This window comes from Jutongia huaianensis, from assembly GCF_014384985.1.
GTDB classification, from domain to species: Bacteria; Bacillota; Clostridia; order Lachnospirales; family Lachnospiraceae; genus Jutongia; species Jutongia huaianensis.
On record NZ_JACRSX010000011.1, the window covers coordinates 80254 to 102011 of the forward strand.

Sequence of the window (21758 nt, forward strand, 5' to 3'; positions counted from 1 at the left end):
ATGTGGTGGCGCCTTTGTTGCATTCGAAATATTTTAAAAATAGAACAGCATCAGGAAGAATGGAGGAAAGATTTATGAAATTTACATTTCAAATTCCAACAAAAGTGTATTTTGAAAAAAACTGTATTACAAATCATTTGGAAATTTTCACATACTGCGGATCACGCGCAGCCATCGTGACGGGAAAACATTCCGCAAAGGCAAGCGGTGCATTGGATGATGTGACGAATGTTTTAAAAAATGCCGGAATTGCATATGAAGTATATGATTCGGTTGAGAACAATCCAAGTATTGAAACGGTTGAAGACATTACAGAAAAGGTAAAAGCATTTAAGGCGAATTTTATTATCGGAATCGGTGGAGGATCTCCAATCGATGCTTCCAAGGCCATTGCTGTATTGGCAGCCAATGAGATGCACGCAGCGGATCTGTTTAAGAATGATTTCACAAAGGCATTCCCCGTTGTGGCAATTCCCATTACCTCCGGAACGGGAAGCGAGGTAACTCCGTATAGTGTTCTTTTGAGAAAGGATATGGAAACAAAAGTCAGCTTTGGAAATTCCCTTACTTATCCTGCGTATGCTCTTCTGGATCCCGGGTATACAGTTTCCATGAATGACAAGACAACGGTAAGTACTCTGATCGATGCCTTTACTCATGTAATGGAAGGATATCTTGCAAAACGGAGTACCATTTTTAGTACAATGATGTCTTTGGAGGGAATGAAAACCTTTGCAGAATGTATTCCCGGATTAAAGAGTAAAAAATATGATTATAACTTTCGGGAGAAAGCGGCATATGTTTCTTTGATGGGAGGTCTTGTGATCGCCCAGACCGGAGTGACACTCCCTCATGGGCTGGGGTACTGTTATACTTATTTTCACCAGATTCCTCATGGCATTGCCAATGGGTTATTTGTGAGGGAATATTTAAAGCGATGTGAGACAACGGTGAAAGAAAAAGTGGATGTGGTCTTAAAACTTCTGGGAGAGAACAGCGTGGATTCTTTTGGCGACACGCTGGAGCAGCTTATTGGAAAACCGCCAAAGCTAGATCAGGAACAGATAGAGCAGTATGCAAAATTAAGTCTTCTTCAGGCAGGCAGTATCAGCAATACACCATTTGAATTATCTGAGGAAGATATTGCCCGGGTATGGGAAAAGCAAAATGATCACGCAGAATAAATAATGAGAAAGAAGGAATGAGTTATGAGCAGTATGTATGAGAGATGTATGAAGGTGATGCCTCCGGCAGCAGGAAGGTCAACAAAGCTGGGCATTGTAAGTGCAAAGGGCTGTTATCTGACAGCGGAGGATGGAAAAGAATACCTTGATTTTGCAAGTGGTGTTGCAGTGTGCAACATTGGCCATAATCACCCAAAGGTTGTGGAGGCAGCCAAAAAACAGGTGGATCAGATGATTCACGGTGGACACAATGTTGTTTATTATGAAAGCTATGTCAGACTGGCAGAGCGTCTGGTGGAACTTACCGGAGGGGACACCATGGTATATTTCAGCAACAGTGGTGCTGAGGCAAACGAAGGAGCGATCAAGCTGGCAAAGCATTACACAAAACGTCCGGCTATCATTGCATTCCGGGATTCTTTCCATGGCCGTACCTTGGGAACGGTGTCCATTACGGGTTCCAATTCCCTTTACCGGAAATATTACGAAGGCCTGATGCCGAGTGTATATTTTGCAGAATATCCATATCTGTACCGGAGTCCATATAAGGAAGAGGGATGGAAACCGTATGTTGACAGGCTCGAAGAAATGTTCCATACGCTGGTGGATCCGGAGATGGTGGCTGCGATCATTATGGAACCGGTTCAGGGAGAAGGGGGATATATCGTCCCACCGAAGGAGTTTGTACAGGAGGTTCGCAGAATTTGCGATAAATATGGAATTCTTCTGATCTTTGATGAGGTACAGACCGGTATGGGACGTACCGGCAAATTATACGCATATGAGCATTTCGGGGTACGCCCTGATATATGGACAAGTGCCAAGGGAATTGCATCCGGCTTTCCGTTAAGTGCGGTGATCGCCAGAAAAGGGATTATGGAAACATGGAATGCAGGTGCACATGGCGGAACATTTGGCGGAAACCCGGTTGCCTGCGCAGCAGCATTAGCCACATTGGATGTGCTGACAAAAGATGGTGCACTGGAAAATGCGGCCAAAATGGGAGAATATTTCAGAGGAAAGCTGGATCAGTTAAAGGAGCAGCATGACTGCATCGGAGATGTCCGTGGACTGGGACTGATGCTTGCTATGGAAATTGTTGATGAAACGGGAGCTCCGGACAAGGCAAAGACTACGGAGATTGTGTCAAAAGCTCTGGAGGAAGGACTGATTCTTCTGACTTGCGGAACAAACAAAAACGTGGTACGTTTTATTGCTCCAACGATCGTAACAGAAAAGGAAATTGACAAGGCAATGGAGATTTTGGAGAAAATTTTATAAAAGACTTGTTTTTTGGAAAGATATACTGTATACTGAATACAATGAAAACACAGATAACGACGGCGTTATTACTAATTAGTAATAGCGCCGTTTTTCTTTTGGAGGGACAGGTTATGAAGCTAAAAGTATTAAATCCGGATAATACCGGTTTAACAAAAGAAATGATAGCTCTTCGGGAAAAACGGATGAAACAGATCGCACGGCCGGATACACAGATTGATATGGAAGTGCAGGAAAAAACAAAAATATGTGTGGATAGTGCACTGGATGTTGCGGTGACTTCTCTGGAATTAATTGAGAAAGCGGTTCAGGCAGAAAAAGACGGATATGATGTGATCGGATTGTATTGTTCCGGTGATCCGGCAATGGATGCCATCCGGGAGGCCGTCAGCATACCGGTGATCGGAGCAGGTCAAAGCTCTCTGCAGATAGCTGTGGGACTGGGGCAGCGGTTTTCCTGGATCACTTCCGCAGACAGCGATGTGGGACCGGACCGGACGATCCGAAAATCAGGGATTGACTATAGCAGACTGGCATCGATCCGGAGTGTAAAGGTGGATATCGCCACGGCAGGCTCGCAGGATCAGGAAGCCCTGCTGGAACGGATCGCAGAATGTGGCAGGCAGTGTATGAAGGACGGTGCCCATGTATTGATCCTGGGATGTCTTGTTTTTGCAGGTATGGGACCGGAGGTATCAAAACGGCTGGGTATCCCAGTGGTGGATCCGGCTTATGCGATTGTTTCCATGGCTGAGCTTTTATACAGCACAGGTCTTACTCATTCCAAAAGAACATGGCCGTCACCCGGACGTCAGACCAGAAGCTGGCAGGGGGGAGAATTTTTCTTTTAGTATACATTTCACAACAGAGAATGGTTTTATTCTATCAGGATATTGCTATAAAAAACATATGAAAGAGAGGACAACATTATGAGAAAATTAAAAGGGTTTGTAGCACTCACTTTAGTAATGTCATTAATGGCAGCTAGTCTTACCGGCTGTGGAGGAAGCTCCGGTAAAAAAGACACAGCTGCCGCAACAGATTCCAACCCGTTAAAGGGAAAGAAGCTGGTAATGGCGATCAATGCAGAATATGCACCATTTGAAAGTAAAAATGAAAGTGGAACCATTGAGGGCTTCGATGTGGATCTGAATCAGGCGCTGGCAGATAAACTGGGATATACCTTTGAACTGGACGATATGGATTTTACCGGTTTGATCGGTTCCATTACATCCAAGAGATGTGACTATATCATTTCCGCTCTTTCCAGCAACGAAAAAAGAAAGAAAGTGGTAGATTTTTCACAGGGCTATTATACACCGGTAACGGTTATTCTTTGTCCAAAGGACAGCGGTATTGAATCTTCTGCTGATCTGAAGGGCAAGAAGATTGGTGTTACTCTCGGAACAGAGTTTGAAAGCTTTTCAAAGACGATTAAGGGAGCAAAGACCATTACATATGAGAGCATTGCCACTTCGATCCCGCTGATCGGTACCTCTGAACTGGATGCCTGCATTATGGACAGCTCCAATGCTTTTGAGTATTGCAACAAATATGACAATCTGACTTACAAGGTAGTTCCGATGAATGAGATCAAAGGTGTTCTCGATAACCCATATTGTATCGTTCTTCCAAAGAATTCGGAATATGTAGATATCTTTAACAAGGCATTGGATGAACTGGAGGCAGATGGAACCATGGAGAAACTGCAGACAAAGTGGTTTGGTAAAGAATACACCGACGCATTAAAGGTAGCAGAAGAATAAAAAGAGAAACCCAAAGAAGGAGTGAGGCAGTATGACATTTCAATTTAATACCGTATTCGAATATTGGCCAATGTATCTAGAAGGACTTCGTACAACAATTTATGTGACGCTGGGGTCTCTGATTTTCAGTCTGATCTTATCTATTCCATTGGCAATGATTAAAATTACAAAAAATAAGATCCTGAATTTTATTGGCTTTTTGTATACAGATATTTTCAGAGCCCTTCCTTCTTTGGTTCAGATTTATCTGGTATACTTTGCGGCACCGCAGTTATTTGGTATTACTTTTACCGCAATGACATCCGCTTTTATTACCCTGTCCATGAATGCAGCAGCATATATTTCGGAAGCGCTGCGAGGCGGTATTCTGAGTGTGGATATCGGTCAGAGAGAAGCAGCCAAAGCACTTGGTATCAGTCAGGTGGATACGCTGAAAGACATCGTACTTCCGCAGGCGTTGAAGGCAGTTTTTCCTTCGATGATCAATGAGACGATCGGACTGTTGAAGGGGACTTCCCTGGTATCTATTATTGGTGTGGTGGATCTGATGAGAGCTTCCAGACAGGTTATGGCGGATTCTTATTTATCTTTTGAACCGTTAATGGTTGCGGCAGTCATTTATTATATTCTGGTTAAATCAATGAGTATGATTGGAAACAGACTGGAAAAACGGATCCGCGTCAGTGAAATTCGATAAATAATAAAATGAAATGTCGGCGTAACTGTAGTTTACGCCGATGTTTTCACGATTTATGTAATGGATGGTCAGTGATCCATCAAAAAGGAAAAGGATCCCCGAATTTTGAGGTGATCCGGAAAGGTTTGGTGATGAATATGGCAGAAAATATTTGGCCGGAGGGAAAAAAATGTGCTTTTTGCCTGGGCTTTGATATGGACTCCAATCTGATCTGGTTTAATAAGATCAAAGATATGGAAAATGGCATGCAGTTTATTAAGGGACCTTCGGTGGGAGAGTATGGACCGAAACGAGGAGTGGATCGCATTATGAATCTGCTGGAAAAATATGGTGTGAAAGCCACCTTTTTTATTCCGGCAATTAATATGGAACGAAATGTTCCTCTGGTGGAACGTATTTTGGACAATGGACACGAAATCGCCCATCACGGTCTTTACCATGAACCGTCTTATGGCGATACGGTGGAGGAACAGCTGGAGATCATAGATAAAAGCCAGGAGATATTTAAACGGATTATCGGAAAACCGGCAGCAGGATTTCGGTGTACCGGGGGACTTTGCGAGGAAGCGGAGGAAGTTCTTTATAATGATCCCAATACATTGTACACCTGTCAGGGAGAGAGCAGCGAACTGCCGGTGTTTATGGAGGTGAAGGGCAAAAAGACCCATACGGTCCGGATTTCCTGCAGACAGGAGGTGGATGATTATATTCAGATGGTTTATAATGCGTATCCGCCAATTCCGGCGGGACTGCCCCGTATATCCGCTTATGAAGATGTTTTGTCGAATTTTAAGGATGAGGTGGATGGCACCCTGCGTTTTGGAGGTGTACTATCAACGGCATTTCATCCGCAGGTATCAGGAAGTCCCGGAAAGTCCAAGATACTGGATCAGTTGTTAGCGTATATCACATCAAAGCCGGAAATATGGTGTACCAGTTGTGAAGAAGTTGCTTCTTATTGGCAGAAAAAGGGAGGTGCAGCCAATGTATAGAGAGGAGTTTCAATGGCCGGAGGGAAAGAAAAATGCCGTGATGATCAGCTTGACGCTGGATGCGGAATATTTTGGGATTGCCCAGTATCCGGAGGATAAAAATGCGGTGGCAGGTTTTAAGACCATGGCAGAATTTGGTGTCAAAAAAGGATTGGACAGAGTGCTTTCCGTATTGGATACCTATCATGTGAAGGCAACGGTTTTTGTTCCGGGAAAGGTGGCAGAGGAGTATCCGGATGCCATGAAAAAGATTGTGGAGCATGGTCACGAGATTGGGGTACACGGGTATGAGCATGAAAACTTTGCACTGCTTCCGGAAGAAAAACAAAAAGAAGCTATGGAGAAGAGTGTGGAGGCTGTAAAGGAAGTTTGCGGTGTGACACCGGTTGGTTTCCGGGCACCGGAGGGAGAATTGACGCGGCGTACGCTGAAAATCGCAAAGGAAGCCGGGATTGTTTATTCCAGTACGTTGGGAAATGATGACAGACCATACTATAATGTCCTGAACGATCAGGGAACCTCCATGCTGGAAATACCATTCCACTGGGCATTATTTGATGCGCCGTATTTTGCATTTCATTTCTGGCCGCCGGTACCGTATGGTCAGGGGCGTATCTCCAGCTTTAAAAAGGTTCTGACCAACTGGAAATGGGAATATGATGTATTTCGTGAGGAGGGGCTGTGCTATGTGCTTCAGCTGAATCCTATGACCATTGGAGATCCGGGAAAAATTTATATGCTGGAAGAGCTTCTGACATATATTCAGAAGGACCGGGATGTATGGTTTGCTACCGGAAAAGAAATTTACGATTACTGTGAAGCTGTTGGATAAATTCAGGATCAGAAAAGAAAAGTCTCGATAAAAATAAAAATTGTTTACATGAGAAAATCGCTTAGATCAAAATCTAAGCGATTTTCTTTTGAGGAATGTATATTCAATCTATAGGAAATTGTCAATGGTTTTCAGGATCAGCTTTGGAAGTACACCGAAAGTATACGGCTTATATAAGCGTTCAGTCCATTTATGGGCGTCTTTTCCGTAGCATCCGTAATTCAGAGCAGGAATATTTAATTCCTGTATTTTATCAACCGGCAATGGATAAAGTGCATTCATATCCGGGAAATTCCGGATCAGCAGATCAACAGATGCAGCATCATCATCAATTTTTAAATAACTGCTGTCACTTAAACTTGGGAAGAACTGCAGTATCTTGTAAGGAAGCTGTTCTTCCTCACTGAAGTTATGGACGATATCTGCAATCCGGTCGTAGAGCTCCTTTTCCTCCGGTATCTCTGCTTTTAAAGTGTTATGAGGACAATACGGTGCAGAGAAGAACAACACGATAGTCGGTGTTGTTATCTGGGCTAGAGGTAGAAGTGTTTCAACCAGATGGAGTGGAATCTCTCGTTTGTCCACCCCTTCCGAGAGTTCTCTGGCCGTTTTTTCGGACAGGAATCCATCAAGGTCGCCCTTATAGGTTTCTTTTACACGTTGATAAAGTTCATCGTAGGAAAGAACAGCGCATGGATAACTGTATGGCTGATATTCCTGATGATTGATCCGGCAGAATTCCTTATATTGTGAATTGATCCGTGTCATCATATGCTCCAGTGCTGTCCGGGCGTATGCTTTCAGTTCTGTCATAATGGTATCCATGGATTTGTTGTGGACAAAGTAATTGAAATAAACATATGCCGACTGTGCTGTCTGCACATTATAGAAATCCTTCAGATCCTTCATATACAGGACTGAGGGCGGCAGAGTATATTCTTCGTGATACCCGTCACAGGACTCGTGGTTCAGGTTGATCAGCCGGACCAGCTCGGCGGCTGTATTGGCAGCATCAAATCCCTCAAAGCACTGTCCGACATGAGTTTCCTTTCCGTAAATATAAAAGCAGGGAAGAAGTTTTCCAACAGTTCCCGTGTAGATATACTGATGGGGATCGCCCTCATAAAGGGGGCAGGTATAATCATTATTGATTGCAAACTTGTATTGTAAGCCATATTTTTTCTGAAGGGCAAGCAGATGATCCAGCCCTTCAATAATTCCGGTATGCTGATTTTCTTCTACGGGATTAAAGGACACCAGAATATTTCCTTTTAACTTGTCCGGATTTTGGGACAGGTATTTGATCAATACCATAAATACGGCATCTCCGCTTTTCATATCACAGCTTCCGCGGCCTACCAGATAATCCCCTGTTTCAATATCCTTTCTCAACACCTCAGGGATATCATTGCTTGCAAGCATAGCATCCAGCAGCTTGTCACAGTCAAAGGCATACTCCTTAAAATGACCAAAATCTTCTACTCCGACAGTATCGATGTGTCCGTGAAACAGGATCGTATCTTTATAGTCGCCTGCAGTACCACGGAGCAGAGCAAACACATTTTTTCTCTGAAGCGGGTCATTTTTCAGAGGAATGGTGCAAAGATACTCCGGGTGTTCCTGAAAATAAGGAAGGTTCTTAAAATATCCATAGATAAACTCGGCAATTTTTGCTTCTCCTTCCGGCTCGCTGTTGACACTGGAAATGGACACCAGTTGTTTTGTTAATGTTTCCATTTCGTTATACATAAATATCACCTCATCTTTCTGGAAATATGTTCAAGTTTTTATTTTTATAACATTTTAGACAGGAATTTCTTTGCACGATCAGACTTTGGATGGTTAAAGAATTCCTCGGGAGGAGCATCCTCCACGATCACGCTTTCATCCATAAAGATAATACGATCTGCCACTTCTTTGGCAAATCCCATTTCGTGGGTGACAAGGATCATAGTGATACCTGTTTTGGCAAGCTCCTTGATTACATCAAGCACCTCAGATACCATTTCCGGATCAAGGGCAGAGGTTGGTTCGTCGAACAGGATTACCTCCGGATCCATGGCAAGGGCACGGGCAATCGCAACACGCTGTTTCTGTCCACCGGATAAGGTGATGGGATAAACATCTGCCTTGTCATCCAGACCGACGCGGTTCAGAAGCTCATGTGCCCGCGCAATGGCATCCGCTTTTGGTATTTTTTTCGTTTTCATTGGGGCATAGATCATATTTTTCATAATGGTCATATGTTCAAATAAGTTGAAATGCTGGAAAACCATGCCGACTTTCTGCCGAACTTCCCGGATCGGGGCGCCCTTGGCGGTAATTTCTGTGCCGCATACTGTGATGGAACCGGAGGTTGGTGTTTCCAGCAGATTCATACATCGAAGCATGGTAGATTTTCCTGAACCAGAGGGACCGATAATAACAAGAACTTCTCCCTTTTGAACATCAAGAGAAATATCTTTTAAAACCTCCAGGTCTCCAAAGGATTTATAAAGGTGTTCCATATGTATCATATTTTCTTTTTCCATAGTATCCATCCTTTCTTTATTAGAAACTGGTAATTTCCAAAACATATTTTTTGGAAATAAAAAAGACGTTCTTTGAAAAATGTGTTTCAAAAAACGCCTTTGTTTTACGATACTCTGTATACAGTATACTATCGGAATTGCCTGATGTCAATAAAAGAAAGTGAAAAAAAGTTAAAAAATATAGTTGACATACCGGGAAAAGGGTCGTATACTGTATACAAGCAAAACGAAGGCGTTGAGTGATCATAAACTCGACGCCTTTATTTTTTGGAAATTTTATTATTTCCGATGGCTTGATTCATTATTACGATAGTTATATTTAGAAAGAAAGGGGTCTTTATTATGTCATCATTATCTCAGGACGCTTACCACAAAGTATTGAAATTATTTCCACCTTCACCATCACCTGCTTTTGAGGAGCCGGATCAGTTAGTGAAACACTGGGGAAAGGCATGGGGAGTAAACAGTGAAATCGGAAAGCTTCGTATGATACTGCTTCATAAACCGGGAGTGGAAATGAAATGTATTAAAAAGGAACTTTGGAATGATGAAGTAGGAGCAATCATTGCACCGGACAGATCCTGGTATTGGAGAGATAAAGAGGAGCCGGATCTGGATAAAATGATCGAGGAGCACGAGGCATTTGCCAAAGTGCTGCGGGACAATGGAGCAGAGGTTGTTTATCTGGATGGAATTGATCCGGACAGACCAAAGGCTGTCAATTGCCGTGATGTAGGAACAGCGATTCCGGGAGGCTTTGTTGTAGGAAGATTTGCCCCGTTGATGAGACGTGGTGAGGAGCAGAGAGCTTCTATGTCTGTTGCAAAGCTTGGAATGCCGATCATTCGTACGATCACAGGTACCGGTACTTTTGAGGGCGGCAATTTTATGTTTATTGATGATAAGCATGCAGCCGTTGGTTATTCCCAGAGAACAAATGAGGAGGGAATCCGTCAGTTACGGGAGGTTTTAAACGGTATGGGAATTGAGCTTCTGGTCATTCCGTTAACCGGTTTCCGTCTTCACATTGATGGATGCTTTATGATCGTGGATCATCACAAGGCAATCTATCAGCCGGAAAATGTACCGTATTTCATTTTGGAAAAATTAAAATCACTGGGCTTTGAAATGATCCAGATCGACCGGAGAGATACCGCTAATCCGATCAACTGTGTTCCTTTGGAACCAGGCAAGGTTATTATGATGGAGGGAACCGATTATACAGCAGATATTCTTGCCAAGAAAGGCATTGAAGTGATTCAGGTTGAGTACAGTGAGATCCAGAAGAATGGTGGTGGACTGCATTGCTCCAGTCTTCCACTAATCCGTGATTTTATTACGTATTAATTGGAAAGGTACAGGTTATGATTATGTTAGCAGATATGATTAATGATTATGTAAAAGACAGCCCGGCTTACCGGGTAGGAATTACGATGGATGATGTGCGGGAGGATTATGTGCTGGCTGACTTCCGCGATGACATCTGTAAAATGAATGAGAATGAAAATCTGCTGGGAGTATCTCCGAAGGCAGTAAAAGCAATGCAGGAGACGGCGGTTTTATGCAATTATTATCCGGAAGGAACCGGAAAAGCACTCCGGAGAAAACTTGCCGAAAGGTATGGCTTGTCAGAATATCACTATATGATCACGGAAGGAGCCAGTGTTGCGATCAATGTGATCGGAGAAGTGTTTATCCGGGAGGGGGATGAGGTACTGATCCCGGCACAATCGTATGGTGCCTACGGAAACACGGCAAAACGGTTTAAGGGAACGCCGGTTTATGTTCCTATGAGGGGTGATAAGGGGATTGATCTGGATGCTGTTCTGGATGCCATTACGCCGAAAACGAAACTGATCTTTATCTGCAATCCCAACAATCCAACCGGTATGGCGTTAAATGATGAGGAGCTTCTGGATTTTATCCGAAAGGTTCCTGATCATGTAATGGTTGTAGTAGATGAGGCATATTTCCAGTTTATCCGCAGGGAAGATTATAAAACAGCTTTGGACGCTATTACAGAGGAAAACTGCCGGGTAATGGTTATTCGTACTTTTTCGAAGGTTTACGGAATGGCAGGAGCCCGTGTGGGGTATGTGGTTTCCAGTCTGGAGGTTATCCGCTATCTGAGCCGTATGGTCAATTATTTTTGTACCAATAAGCTTGCGCTTGCCGGAGCGCTGGCGGCTCTGGATGATAAAGAATTTGAAGAATTAACTTTAAGTACCGTTCGCGAGGAACGTATTTATCTGACGCAGGAACTGGAAAAGATGGGATATTATGTCTGTCCATCGGATACTAATTTTATTTTTGTGGATTTACAGACGGATTCTATGAAGCTTTGCGAAAAAATGCAGCAGTTTGGAATTATTCTTCGTGGAGATTACGACTATACTCGTATTTCCATCGGCACAAGAAAACAGAATCAGCGGGTCATTGAAAAATTAAAGGAAGTCCTTGGAAAGTAGGGCAGGAGGAGGCAGATATGAAAATCTTATTTTGCGATTATCAGATTCCGGTTCCTCATACCTATGAAAAGAAATTGATAGAAAAAGAAATTCCCGGAGCTGTTTTTGAAGAATATGTATATGAGGGCGATGAAAAGGAGCTGTATGACAAGGTTGCGGATGCAGATGCGATCATGACCTGCTTCCTGAAAATTGGCCGTGTGCTGTTAGAGCATGCTCCAAAGCTGAAAATGATCAGTGTGGATGCTACGGGATATGGTGATGTGGATGTAGATGCAGCAAAGGAAAAAGGAATCTGTGTTGCGACCCTCGGAGATTATTGTACGGATGAGGTGGCAAATCATACCATGGCACTGATCCTGGCGCTGGTCAAGCAGCTGAAACCATATGATGAACTGATTCAGGAGAAGCAGGTGTATCGTTTCCGTGAGCTGGAGGCACCGGTGAAGATTTCCAGACAGAAACTTGCGATTGTAGGTTATGGAAGGATTGGCAGGGCTGTTGCAAAACGGGCAGCCGTTTTTGGGTTTGAGATTCTGGCGGTAACACGTCATCCGGAGCAGTATGGAAAGAAAGAGAACGGAGCGACCTATGTATCCGTGGAAGAGGCATTAAAGGAAGCGGATATCGTTTCGAATCATATGAACCAGACACCGGAAAATGAGGACTATTTTGACTGGGATAAATTTTGTCAGATGAAAAAAACAGCATATTTTGTGAATGTGGGACGTGGGGCCTGTGTTTCTGAAACAGCACTTGCCAGAGCACTGGATGAAGGAGAGATTGCCGGAGCCGGATTAGATGTTCTGAAGGGGACGCAGCCGGATCTGGAAAAGACCAATTTATGTCATCGTCCGAATGTGATCCTGACACCCCACTCTGCTTTTTATTCAAAGGAAGTGATGGAGTTTCTCGCAGAAACTCCGGCACGAAATGTAATATATTATTTTGGTGGTCAGAAGAATAAAATTTCCAATATTGTCTGCTGACAAAAGGAGAGAGGAAAAGAAGTATGAAGGAGAGAAAAGCCTCAGTGGATCTGTTGCTGCAGGGCTCTCCGTTTCGTGGAATCTTACTTTTTGCCATGCCGATCATCGCAGGAAATATTTTTCAACAGATGTACAGTATTATGGATTCCGTAATCGTTGGAAATTTTGTTGGAAAAGAAGCACTTGCGGCGATTGGATCAGGTACGACCATTATCAATCTGCTGATAGAAATATTTATTGGCATGGCAACCGGTGTCAGTGCCGTTGTGGCAAAATATTATGGCGCACGAAATGGTGAAAGACTGCAGAAAACGGTTCATACTGCTGTCGCATTCAGCATTCTTGCAGGAGTTTTTCTGATTATTTTCGGAATTGTTATAACGCCACATATTTTGAAATGGATGAATACGCCACAGGAGATGATACCGTCAGCTCTAAAATATTTACAGACATATTTTTGTGGTTCTCTGTTTCTGGTTTTTTATAATACAGGAACAGGAATTCTCCGGGGGATCGGAGATTCCGGGAGGCCGCTTTATATTTTGATATTGAGCAGTATCAGTAACATCCTGCTGGATATTCTGTTTGTTTGTGTATTTCGGACAGGAATTGCCGGTGCTGCCTGGGCCACGGTGATCTCGCAGGGGATCAGTGCGTTCATTGTTTTATATGTATTGTGTCGTGATACGGGGATGCATCAGTTAAAACCGGGACAGATCCGGCTGGAAAAAAAAGCCATGGGGGAAATTGCAAAAATGGGAATTCCCATCGGGATTCAAAGCGGACTGATTGCATTTTCCAATGTCGTTGTACAGACGAATATCAATTATTTTGGTGTGGATGCGGTGTCAGGCTGCAGTGCCTTTCTGAAGATTGACGGAATTCTGGTACTTCCGCTGGTAAGCTTTGGACTGGCAGCAATGACCTATACCAGCCAGAATCTGGGTGCGGGCAATATCAGAAGGGTTCTGCTGGGAAAACGTGCGACAATGATCATATGTATGTGTTATATTATTCCGGCATCTGTCTTTGTATGGATCTTTGGGACACCATTGATCGGTCTGTTTTCCCATGATAAAGCCGTGATTGCCTGTGGAAAGATTATGGTGCAGGTGATGACACCGGGCTATTGGATGCTGGGAGTGGCTCATGTATACGCGGGGATTTTCCGTGGATGTGGCAAGTCGTTCCAGACAATGCTGCTTATGCTGTTCAATCTTGTAGTTGTACGCTTTTTGTACCTTGCCGTGGCAGTAAAAATACATCATACGCTGGCAGTGGTGTTAAGTTCTTATACGGTTTCCTGGGTGACGGTCATGGTGTCTGCAATACTTATGTCCAAATTTATAGAAAAAAAAGATAATATATGGAATCCGGTTGATAACAGAAAGGAGCAGTGAGTCTATGGATAAAAAAAAAAGCCTTTTTTTGGAAAGAAGGAGTATCCGGAAATATAAGCCGGAAAAGGTAAAAAAAGAAGATCTGGATGCAGTGCTGGAAGCAGGAATATATGCGCCCTCCGGGGAAAATCATCAGGAAACCATCTCTATTGTGATCCGGGATCCGGAGCTGATCCGTAAATTATCCAGGATCAATGCGTCCTATGAGAGCAATCCTGACAGAGATGCTTTTTATGGTGCACCGGTTCTGGTTCTGGTCATGGCGGACAGCCGGGTAGATACCTGGGTAGAGGACGGTTCCCTTGTCATTGGAAATATGTTAAATGCTGCTTATGCGCAGGGGCTTGGCTCCTGCTGGATCCACTGGGCGAGACAGGAGATGGAGACTCCTTTTGGACGGGAGCTGTGTAAAAAATGGAATATTCCGGAGGAGTACCAGGGGGTTGGTTTTTGTATTTTGGGATATTCTGATGAAAGAGAGCGTCCGGCACCCCGGCGAAAACCCGGTCGAATTCTTTATGTGGATTGACTTTTTGTATCAAATATCAAAATAATGTTACTTTTTAGCTTAATAATTGTAGACGGAATAAAAATATAAAGATATAATGTTATCATACAGTACAGCAGAGGTCGGTTTGTATATGGGGTCTCATCTGTTGTACACAGGTAGATTTTATTTATTTTGAAAGGAGTTTACAACATGAAAGTAGCAGACGGATTTTGGTTGAACAAAAAGGGTTATGATGTAAGATATGCATCTCAGGCATATCAGGTGACAACAACAGAGAATTCTATCAAGGTAATTGCCACACCTTACACAGTAATGAACAGAGGTATGACACTGGGCGGACCAAACCTTGAGATTACATATTCTTCTACATCAGAGAATATCATTAAGGTTCATATCGTACATTACAAGGGCGGTCTTGATAATATTCCACAGTTTGAGCTGAATGAGGATACCGGTTATGTGCCACAGATCACGCAGACCGAGGATAAGGCGGAGCTTGTTTCCGGTGACACAAAGGTAGTGATCAAGATCGGTGATGACTGGGATGTACAGTTCTATCATAAGGATAAGCATCTGACAGGTGGTGCATGGCGTTCTACTTCTATTATTAACGAGAGCCAGTTCGCAGCAAATGCGCGTATGGAGATGCAGGAGGACGATGAGTTCTTCAATTATCCACAGGATCCACACCGTACATACATCAGAGAGCAGCTTAAGACTGACATCGGTGAGTGCATCTATGGTTTCGGTGAGAAGTTCACTCCATTTGTAAAGAACGGACAGGTTGTTGAGACATGGAACTGTGATGGTGGTACATGTTCTGACCAGAGCTACAAGAATATCCCATTCTATATTTCTTCTAAGGGATACGGTGTATTTGTAAACAGCTCTGATAAGGTTTCCTTCGAGGTAAACTCAGACACTGTTTCCAAGGTAACATTTACACAGCCGGGCGAAGAGCTTGAGTATTTCGTGATCGGCGGTAACAATCTGGAGGAAGTTCTGGAGAACTATACCACACTGACCGGTAAGCCATCTCTTCCGCCGGCATATACATTTGGTCTGTGGCTGTCTACTTCCTTCACCACAAGCTATGACGAGGATACCGTTATGAGCTTCATTGATGGTATGAGAGACAGAAAGATCCCTCTGCAGGTATTCCATTTCGACTGCTTCTGGATGAAGGAGTATGAGTGGTGTAACTTCGAGTGGGATAAGGATATGTTCCCGGATCCGGAAGGTCTTCTCAAGAGACTTCACGAGGACAAGGGACTTGAGGTCTGCGTATGGATCAACTCCTACATCTCACAGCAGTCTAAGCTGTTCGATATCGGTAAGGAGAAGGGATACTTCATCAAGAATCTGGATGGAAGCGTATTCCAGGCAGATCTGTGGCAGCCGGGTATGGCAATCGTTGACTTTACCAATCCGGAGGCTTGCGACTGGTTCAAGGGTATGCTCAAGGAGCTCTTTAAGATGGGCGTAAATAACATCAAGACAGACTTCGGTGAGAGAATCCCAACCAAGTGTAAGTATTACAATGGTATGGATCCGATCAAGATGCACAACTACTACACATACCTTTACAATAAGGTTGTATTCGAGGCTCTTGAGGAGTACTTCGGTAAGGATAAGGCTTGTCTGTTTGCACGTAGTGCTACTGTTGGTGGACAGAAGTTCCCTGTACACTGGGGCGGTGACTGCTACGCTGAGTATTCTGCTATGGCAGAGACACTTCGTGGCGGACTTTCCCTCTGCTCCTCCGGTTTCGGCTTCTTCTCCCATGATATGGGTGGATTCGAGGCAACTGCACCGGCTGACGTATACAAGAGATGGTGTGCATTCGGTCTTCTCTCTACACACAGCCGTCTCCATGGTTCAACCTCTTACCGTGTGCCTTGGGTTTATGACAAGGACGGCGATACAGAGGCATGTGATGTGCTTCGTCACTACACTGTATTAAAGGGACGTCTGATGCCTTATCTGTGGGCTCAGGCCAATAAAACACATCAGGTTGGTGTACCAATGATGCGTTCTATGGTTATTGCGTTTACAGACGATACCGCCTGCAAGTATCTGGATCAGCAGTATATGCTGGGTGATAACCTGTGTATCGTGCCGGTTATGAATGAGGAAGGAAAAGCTGAGTTCTATGTACCTGATTGTGGTACCTGGACAGATATCCAGTCCGGTGAGAAGTATGAGGGTGGCAGATATTACACAAGACAGTGTGATTACTTCCAGACTCCGATCTTGGCTCGTCCAAACAGCATTGTTACTTACGGTAACTTCGATGCAGAGGACAAGATGACGGTTCTTTATGATTATCTGCAGGATGCAGAGACAGTGATCTACGGCCTTGAGGATGGCAAGAGTGCATCCGCAGTGATCTATGACAGTGAATCTAACAAGCTGACCCAGATCAAGGCAGTCAGAAACGGCAATGTGATCGACGTAACATACGATGCAAGCGACAGAAGCTTCAAGATCACAGCAGAAGGAAAGACAGTGGATGCTGCTGCCGGAAGCACAAGCGTACAGATTACTTTGTAATATAATGATGTAAGGATTGTGGAAATTGCTCGGCAATGGAGCAATCCTTACATCAGTTAGATTTAAAAGGTTTTTTGCCGGAGCACCGGTAAATAAAAATCCCCATAGATGTAGTGTCTATGGGGATTTTTATCGTTATTGTAAATAGTAACTTTTTACTTGTCATTGAAAATACTTTTATACTTGAAAACTAATGATGTAATTTTGATTTGACATAATATATATTATAGAATAAAATATATTATGTCAATAGTAGTTTTATTGTATTATGGTTTAGGAGAAAAGTTGAAATTGGAGGTTTGAAGGTATGAAAAAGAAGCAATTATTATGTATGTTGATGGCATTGGTTATGGTTGTCACCTCTCTTCCGTTATCGTGTGTGACGGCAGATGTGACGGCTGAAAAAGAATCTGCTAAGGATAAAATATATCCTTATACGATTTTTGCCAGTTCATATGACGAGGGTTCTATTGTGTTTCAGACAGGTAACGTGTGCGTGAATGGAGATATTGGCACAAACGGTACCATAAAATGTTCGGGTACTTTGAACGTAAATGGTAAAAAAGGAGAACACGAGAACATTACTGCACCAGATTTCTGGAAATGGATTGAAAATAACGGCGGCGGGAATAACAGCACGATCAGTGAAAAAGATATCTTATTAAAAGAAGAAGTAAGATATGGAAGTGATGATGTAGTTGCCTGTTATTGTGGAGATATAACTATTGACTCTGAAAATGTTGACCTCAATGGCTTGATTTACGCTCCGAATGGGACGATAACGATCAAAGCAAAAAATCTAAACATGAACAGTGTTATCATGGTGGCCGATAAAATTGTAATTGACTGTTCTAATGTAAATGCAAATTATAACAGCACATTAGGGGGAGTGATCCTAGAGGGTAAATCACAAGATGGGAATGATCAAAAAAAGGAAGACGGAACAGATGACAAAACAACTCAAAAATATACAATTTCTTTTGATCTTTGTGGTGTTGAAACGACAGAGGTTCCATCACAGCTTGTCACAAAGGGGGATTATGCGGTAAAACCGGACACTCCTGCAAATGATGATTATACATTTATTGGATGGTATCTGGATGAAAACCTGGAGCATTATTATCAATTTGATGAAATCCCCGTAACAAAGGATATCGTATTACATGCGGGATGGTATCATGACAGCGATACCACGGATTCAGACGGTGATGGTCTTCGCGATGAATATGAAAAATTAATTGGAACAGACAGATATTCTAATGATACAGATAAAGATGGAATATCTGATTATGATGAGATGTATTATGATCTGAATACCGATCCGTGTAAAAAGGATACAAATGGCGACGGCATTTCAGATGGAGATGAGGATGCGGATAAAGATGGTATTACCAATATTAAGGAATTTGAATTAAATACAAAACCAGATTATGTCGATACAGATGGGGATGGTCTGGAAGATGGAATAGAAGTTACCATCTATGGAACCGACCCGGTAAAAAAAGACACAGATGGGGATGGTCTGGATGATGACAAAGAACTTTTATATAAGACAGATCCTGTAGTATACAATGATACGTTTGATATTACAGCAGATATAAAAAAAGGTGATACAGATATCGCTAATATATCGTTTTCAGTTTCCGTTGATGGTTTGACAGCAAAACAGGTGGATTCGTTAACAATCGATCCGGTATATAATAAAACGCTATTTCCTTATGATATGCCGGGGTATATTGGATGTCCGTATGATTTAAATATGTCAGGAGAATTTGAAAAAGCTAAACTCATTTTTGAATATGATGAGGAATTAAATAAAAAAATGGATTTTGACCCTGTAATTTATTATTTTGACGAAGAAGAGCAGGATCTTATGCCTCTTGAGACAACGGTAATAGGTAATAAAGCGATGGCCATTACTACGCATTTTTCAGAATATGTATTGGTTGACAGACATTGGTATGAAGAAAGCAAAAAATGGACTAGTAGTAAAATCGATGGATATACTAGTGGTAAAATTTCAATTATAATGGATGATTCCGGAAGTATGAAAACAAATGATAAAGATAATATACGACTTTCTGTGGCGCGAAAATTTGTTGGCAATCTTCCAATCAATGCTAAGGCAAATATTTATAAATTTGCATCGAGCTTTGAAAAAATTTGTGATTTTACAAATGAAAAAAAGAAATTAAAAAGTTATTTAACGACAAATTATTTTAGATCGTCAGGAAAAACTTGTCTTAATACGGTTCTACAAGCAGCGCTGAAGGATTTTGGAAAAGGTAACAATAATACTTTAAAAGTAATTGTTGTATTAACGGACGGAGTAGCAACTGATGAGGATAAGTTGGACGAGATAATTAAGAATGCTAAGAAGAAAAAAGTTAAAATATATAGTGTTGGTCTGGAATGCAGTGATTCTTGGTTTCAAAGAGATCTGGAAGCTTTGTCGGAGGAAACAGGAGGAGATTTTTTTTATGCAGATGAGGTTGATGATCTGGAAAATATATATGATGAAATTTCTTCTGATATTAATCTTTTAACAGACAGTGATGCAGATGGATTACCGGATTTTTATGAAGATAATCTACCGTGTTTTAATGGAAAGATAATTGAGTGTGATAAAAATAATGCAGATACGGATGGGGATGGTTTGAAAGACGGAGAAGAAGTTGTCATTAAGAAAATATATAACGCTTCCAAAAAGAAGTATAGAATTTATGCAAAGCTCAAGTCTAATCCAACCTTAAAGGATTCAGATGGGGATGGGTTACTGGACAATACAGATATAAAGCGGGGAAATTCTGTAATAGCCCCCAAGGATAATAACTGTTTGAAGTACAATGGAACTTACAATTTATGGAAGAAGCATATTTATGAAATGGAAAAGGGGACTGTGGGGGAAAAATATTCAGGAGAAGGAAGTCAGGATCAAGTAAAAAAGGAGTTTCTGAAGTTGACAGATCAGTATATAAAAAATAAAGCAGATAAGGATGCTGTGCGGAAAATAGTTGAGTGGGCAACTAATGAAATCGAGAAAAATATTAGAAAAGCAATTATAAATTATAAGGATAATTTGGATGACTTTTTGAAAAAGCATAAAAAAGGAATTAGAGAAGTTGCAATGGAAGTAAAAAAGCATTTTAATAACGAGATTGCTGCAGCAGCAGGTGCATATATCTTAAATTTTGTATATGATGATAAAGAGAGTGCGTATCATTCCTTGCCGGCAACATGGCAGAAAACGTATGGTTATAACAAGCTTTTTGATGATGTATTTCGAATTGGTTCTAATATGTCAGTGGAAGATATTCATTATAATTATAATAATAAAGAATATGTTTTATGGATGTGGAAGGGCGACTATTGGAATCTTGGCACAGGTTCAGAGATTGGTTTATATCAGCAGTCAGTAGAGAGCAGAACCCATTATGATGCTGTGGATTTTCTATGTCCCATGCAGTTAAGTACATATAAATATTCAAATGGGCAGGTTTATGGAAGTTATTATAATTGGAATCCGATTTATAACAAGCAATGGTGGATTACTGCATTTGATTGGAGACATCCGAAATCAGATCCTAAAAAATTGGTAACGATTGGAAAGATTGATTTTGACGAGAAAACAGGCATGGCTCAAATAGTCAGGGAGGAAATTAAGAAAAAATTTAAGGACAATAAAATTTTTGGAGATATCATATTAAACAAAAATAGTAATACCATCTGGATTATGTGGGGAGGTAATGAATGATGATAAAATATGCTAAAAGATTTCTATGTCTCCTGCTTGTGGCGAGTTTGTTGTGTGGGTGCGGCAGGTCCCATATAAAAAGCTCATACATAAAGGAAGGGTTTAATCTTCTAGTGGGGCTGGGAGAAGGCTTGGTGAAAGGTTTGGTGAATGCATGGACGAGTGATGGGGAAGATGATGATTATGTGGATGTTGATTTGATGGAAGGAGATGAGAAGCTGACAAAACAGGCAGATCAAGTTTATGAAGCACTAAAAGAAGGAGATCGTGAAAGTATAAAAAAGATGTTTTCCCCATATACAGCAGAACAATATGATCTGGATAAAGAAATAAAAAAATTATTTAAGAAAATAGAAGGAAATGTGGTCAGCGTCCAGAAAGCAGAGGGATGGACGGGGGGATATCAGCATGATGCAGAAAAAGGATACCTTTATGTACGTTCAGAGGAAAGCTTGAGAAATATTAAAACAGACACGGGAAAAACATATTGTATGAAATTATATGGATATTACTCAAACTCCCAGTCGGAAGATAAGGTGGGAATTAATTTATTATATGTCTGGGAAGAAGAAAAACTTAATACGGATCATGAAGTTTATGAAATAGGCGATAGCGTGTAATGATAGTTTCCAACCGATATGGTAAAAGAATCCTCCCGTTGAGCGGCAAAATAAAAGAGAAAGTTTCGCTGTAAAAGAACATGTTATTGAATAAAAACCGTCAATAGCAGTCTTGTCATAGAGATTGAAAAATGTTAGTGTAGGTTATGTTAAAAACTGTTTGTTGACAAAAGGGGACTT

At 41.9% G+C, this 21758-nt stretch carries 17 protein-coding genes; 15 read left to right on the forward strand and 2 right to left on the reverse strand.

Translation table 11 applies throughout. The features are described 5' to 3' along the window. Positions 1-74 precede the first annotated feature (74 nt). From H8704_RS08975 to H8704_RS09005, 7 genes are all read left to right on the forward strand, one after another. Entirely contained in the window at positions 75-1184 is a 1110-nt protein-coding gene (locus tag H8704_RS08975) for an iron-containing alcohol dehydrogenase family protein (protein ID WP_249298036.1), read from the forward strand. Positions 1185-1208: 24 nt separating this feature from the next. After that, a complete protein-coding gene (locus H8704_RS08980) occupies positions 1209-2465 on the forward strand; it encodes an aspartate aminotransferase family protein (protein WP_249298037.1) in 1257 nt (418 codons plus the stop codon). A 113-nt stretch (positions 2466-2578) separates the two neighbouring features. After that, the gene (locus tag H8704_RS08985) at positions 2579-3316 is read left to right on the forward strand and encodes an aspartate/glutamate racemase family protein (RefSeq protein ID WP_118689617.1); all 738 of its coding nucleotides are present in this window, start codon (positions 2579-2581) and stop codon (positions 3314-3316) included. Positions 3317-3394: 78 nt separating this feature from the next. Continuing rightward, positions 3395-4231: a substrate-binding periplasmic protein gene (locus H8704_RS08990; RefSeq protein ID WP_249298038.1), complete on the forward strand. Its 837-nt coding sequence runs from the start codon at positions 3395-3397 to the stop codon at positions 4229-4231. A gap of 31 nt (positions 4232-4262) precedes the next feature. Then, positions 4263-4928, forward strand: a complete 666-nt coding sequence (locus H8704_RS08995) for an amino acid ABC transporter permease (protein WP_022465314.1) — start codon at positions 4263-4265, stop codon at positions 4926-4928. A gap of 137 nt (positions 4929-5065) precedes the next feature. Beyond that, entirely contained in the window at positions 5066-5920 is an 855-nt protein-coding gene (locus tag H8704_RS09000) for a polysaccharide deacetylase family protein (RefSeq protein WP_182439787.1), read from the forward strand. Further along, positions 5913-6752, forward strand: a complete 840-nt coding sequence (locus H8704_RS09005; protein WP_118678884.1) for a polysaccharide deacetylase family protein — start codon at positions 5913-5915, stop codon at positions 6750-6752. The genes H8704_RS09000 and H8704_RS09005 overlap by 8 nt, the downstream gene beginning before the upstream one ends. Positions 6753-6860: 108 nt before the next feature. Here the strand turns inward: H8704_RS09005 and H8704_RS09010 are convergent, their stop codons facing one another. Together H8704_RS09010 and H8704_RS09015 are read right to left on the reverse strand one after the other, a co-directional pair. Next, positions 6861-8501, reverse strand: a complete 1641-nt coding sequence (locus H8704_RS09010; protein ID WP_022465311.1) for a M20/M25/M40 family metallo-hydrolase — start codon at positions 8499-8501, stop codon at positions 6861-6863. Positions 8502-8545: 44 nt separating this feature from the next. Continuing rightward, positions 8546-9268: an amino acid ABC transporter ATP-binding protein gene (locus tag H8704_RS09015; RefSeq protein ID WP_118678912.1), complete on the reverse strand. Its 723-nt coding sequence runs from the start codon at positions 9266-9268 to the stop codon at positions 8546-8548. Positions 9269-9625: 357 nt separating this feature from the next. Here H8704_RS09015 and H8704_RS09020 point away from each other — a divergent pair, with 357 nt between their 5' ends. From H8704_RS09020 to H8704_RS09055, 8 genes are all read left to right on the forward strand, one after another. Further along, positions 9626-10630 (forward strand): dimethylarginine dimethylaminohydrolase family protein, encoded by a 1005-nt coding sequence (locus tag H8704_RS09020; protein ID WP_022465308.1) that lies wholly within the window; start codon positions 9626-9628, stop codon positions 10628-10630. Positions 10631-10647: 17 nt separating this feature from the next. Then, entirely contained in the window at positions 10648-11751 is a 1104-nt protein-coding gene (locus H8704_RS09025; protein ID WP_178659286.1) for a pyridoxal phosphate-dependent aminotransferase, read from the forward strand. A 17-nt stretch (positions 11752-11768) separates the two neighbouring features. Then, the gene (locus H8704_RS09030; protein ID WP_249298039.1) at positions 11769-12740 is read left to right on the forward strand and encodes a C-terminal binding protein; all 972 of its coding nucleotides are present in this window, start codon (positions 11769-11771) and stop codon (positions 12738-12740) included. A gap of 23 nt (positions 12741-12763) precedes the next feature. Then, positions 12764-14140 carry an MATE family efflux transporter gene (locus H8704_RS09035; RefSeq protein ID WP_249298040.1) on the forward strand — a complete coding sequence of 459 codons (1377 nt, stop codon included), beginning with the start codon at positions 12764-12766 and terminating at the stop codon, positions 14138-14140. Positions 14141-14144: 4 nt separating this feature from the next. After that, the gene (locus H8704_RS09040; protein WP_249298041.1) at positions 14145-14669 is read left to right on the forward strand and encodes a nitroreductase family protein; all 525 of its coding nucleotides are present in this window, start codon (positions 14145-14147) and stop codon (positions 14667-14669) included. A gap of 171 nt (positions 14670-14840) precedes the next feature. After that, on the forward strand, positions 14841-17204 hold the full coding sequence (gene yicI / locus H8704_RS09045) for an alpha-xylosidase (RefSeq protein ID WP_249298042.1): 2364 nt from the start codon (positions 14841-14843) through the stop codon (positions 17202-17204). Between the two features lie 307 nt (positions 17205-17511). Next, a complete protein-coding gene (locus H8704_RS09050) occupies positions 17512-20958 on the forward strand; it encodes a VWA domain-containing protein (protein WP_249298043.1) in 3447 nt (1148 codons plus the stop codon). Continuing rightward, positions 20955-21578 (forward strand): DUF5104 domain-containing protein, encoded by a 624-nt coding sequence (locus H8704_RS09055; RefSeq protein WP_249298044.1) that lies wholly within the window; start codon positions 20955-20957, stop codon positions 21576-21578. The genes H8704_RS09050 and H8704_RS09055 overlap by 4 nt, the downstream gene beginning before the upstream one ends. Positions 21579-21758 lie beyond the last annotated feature (180 nt).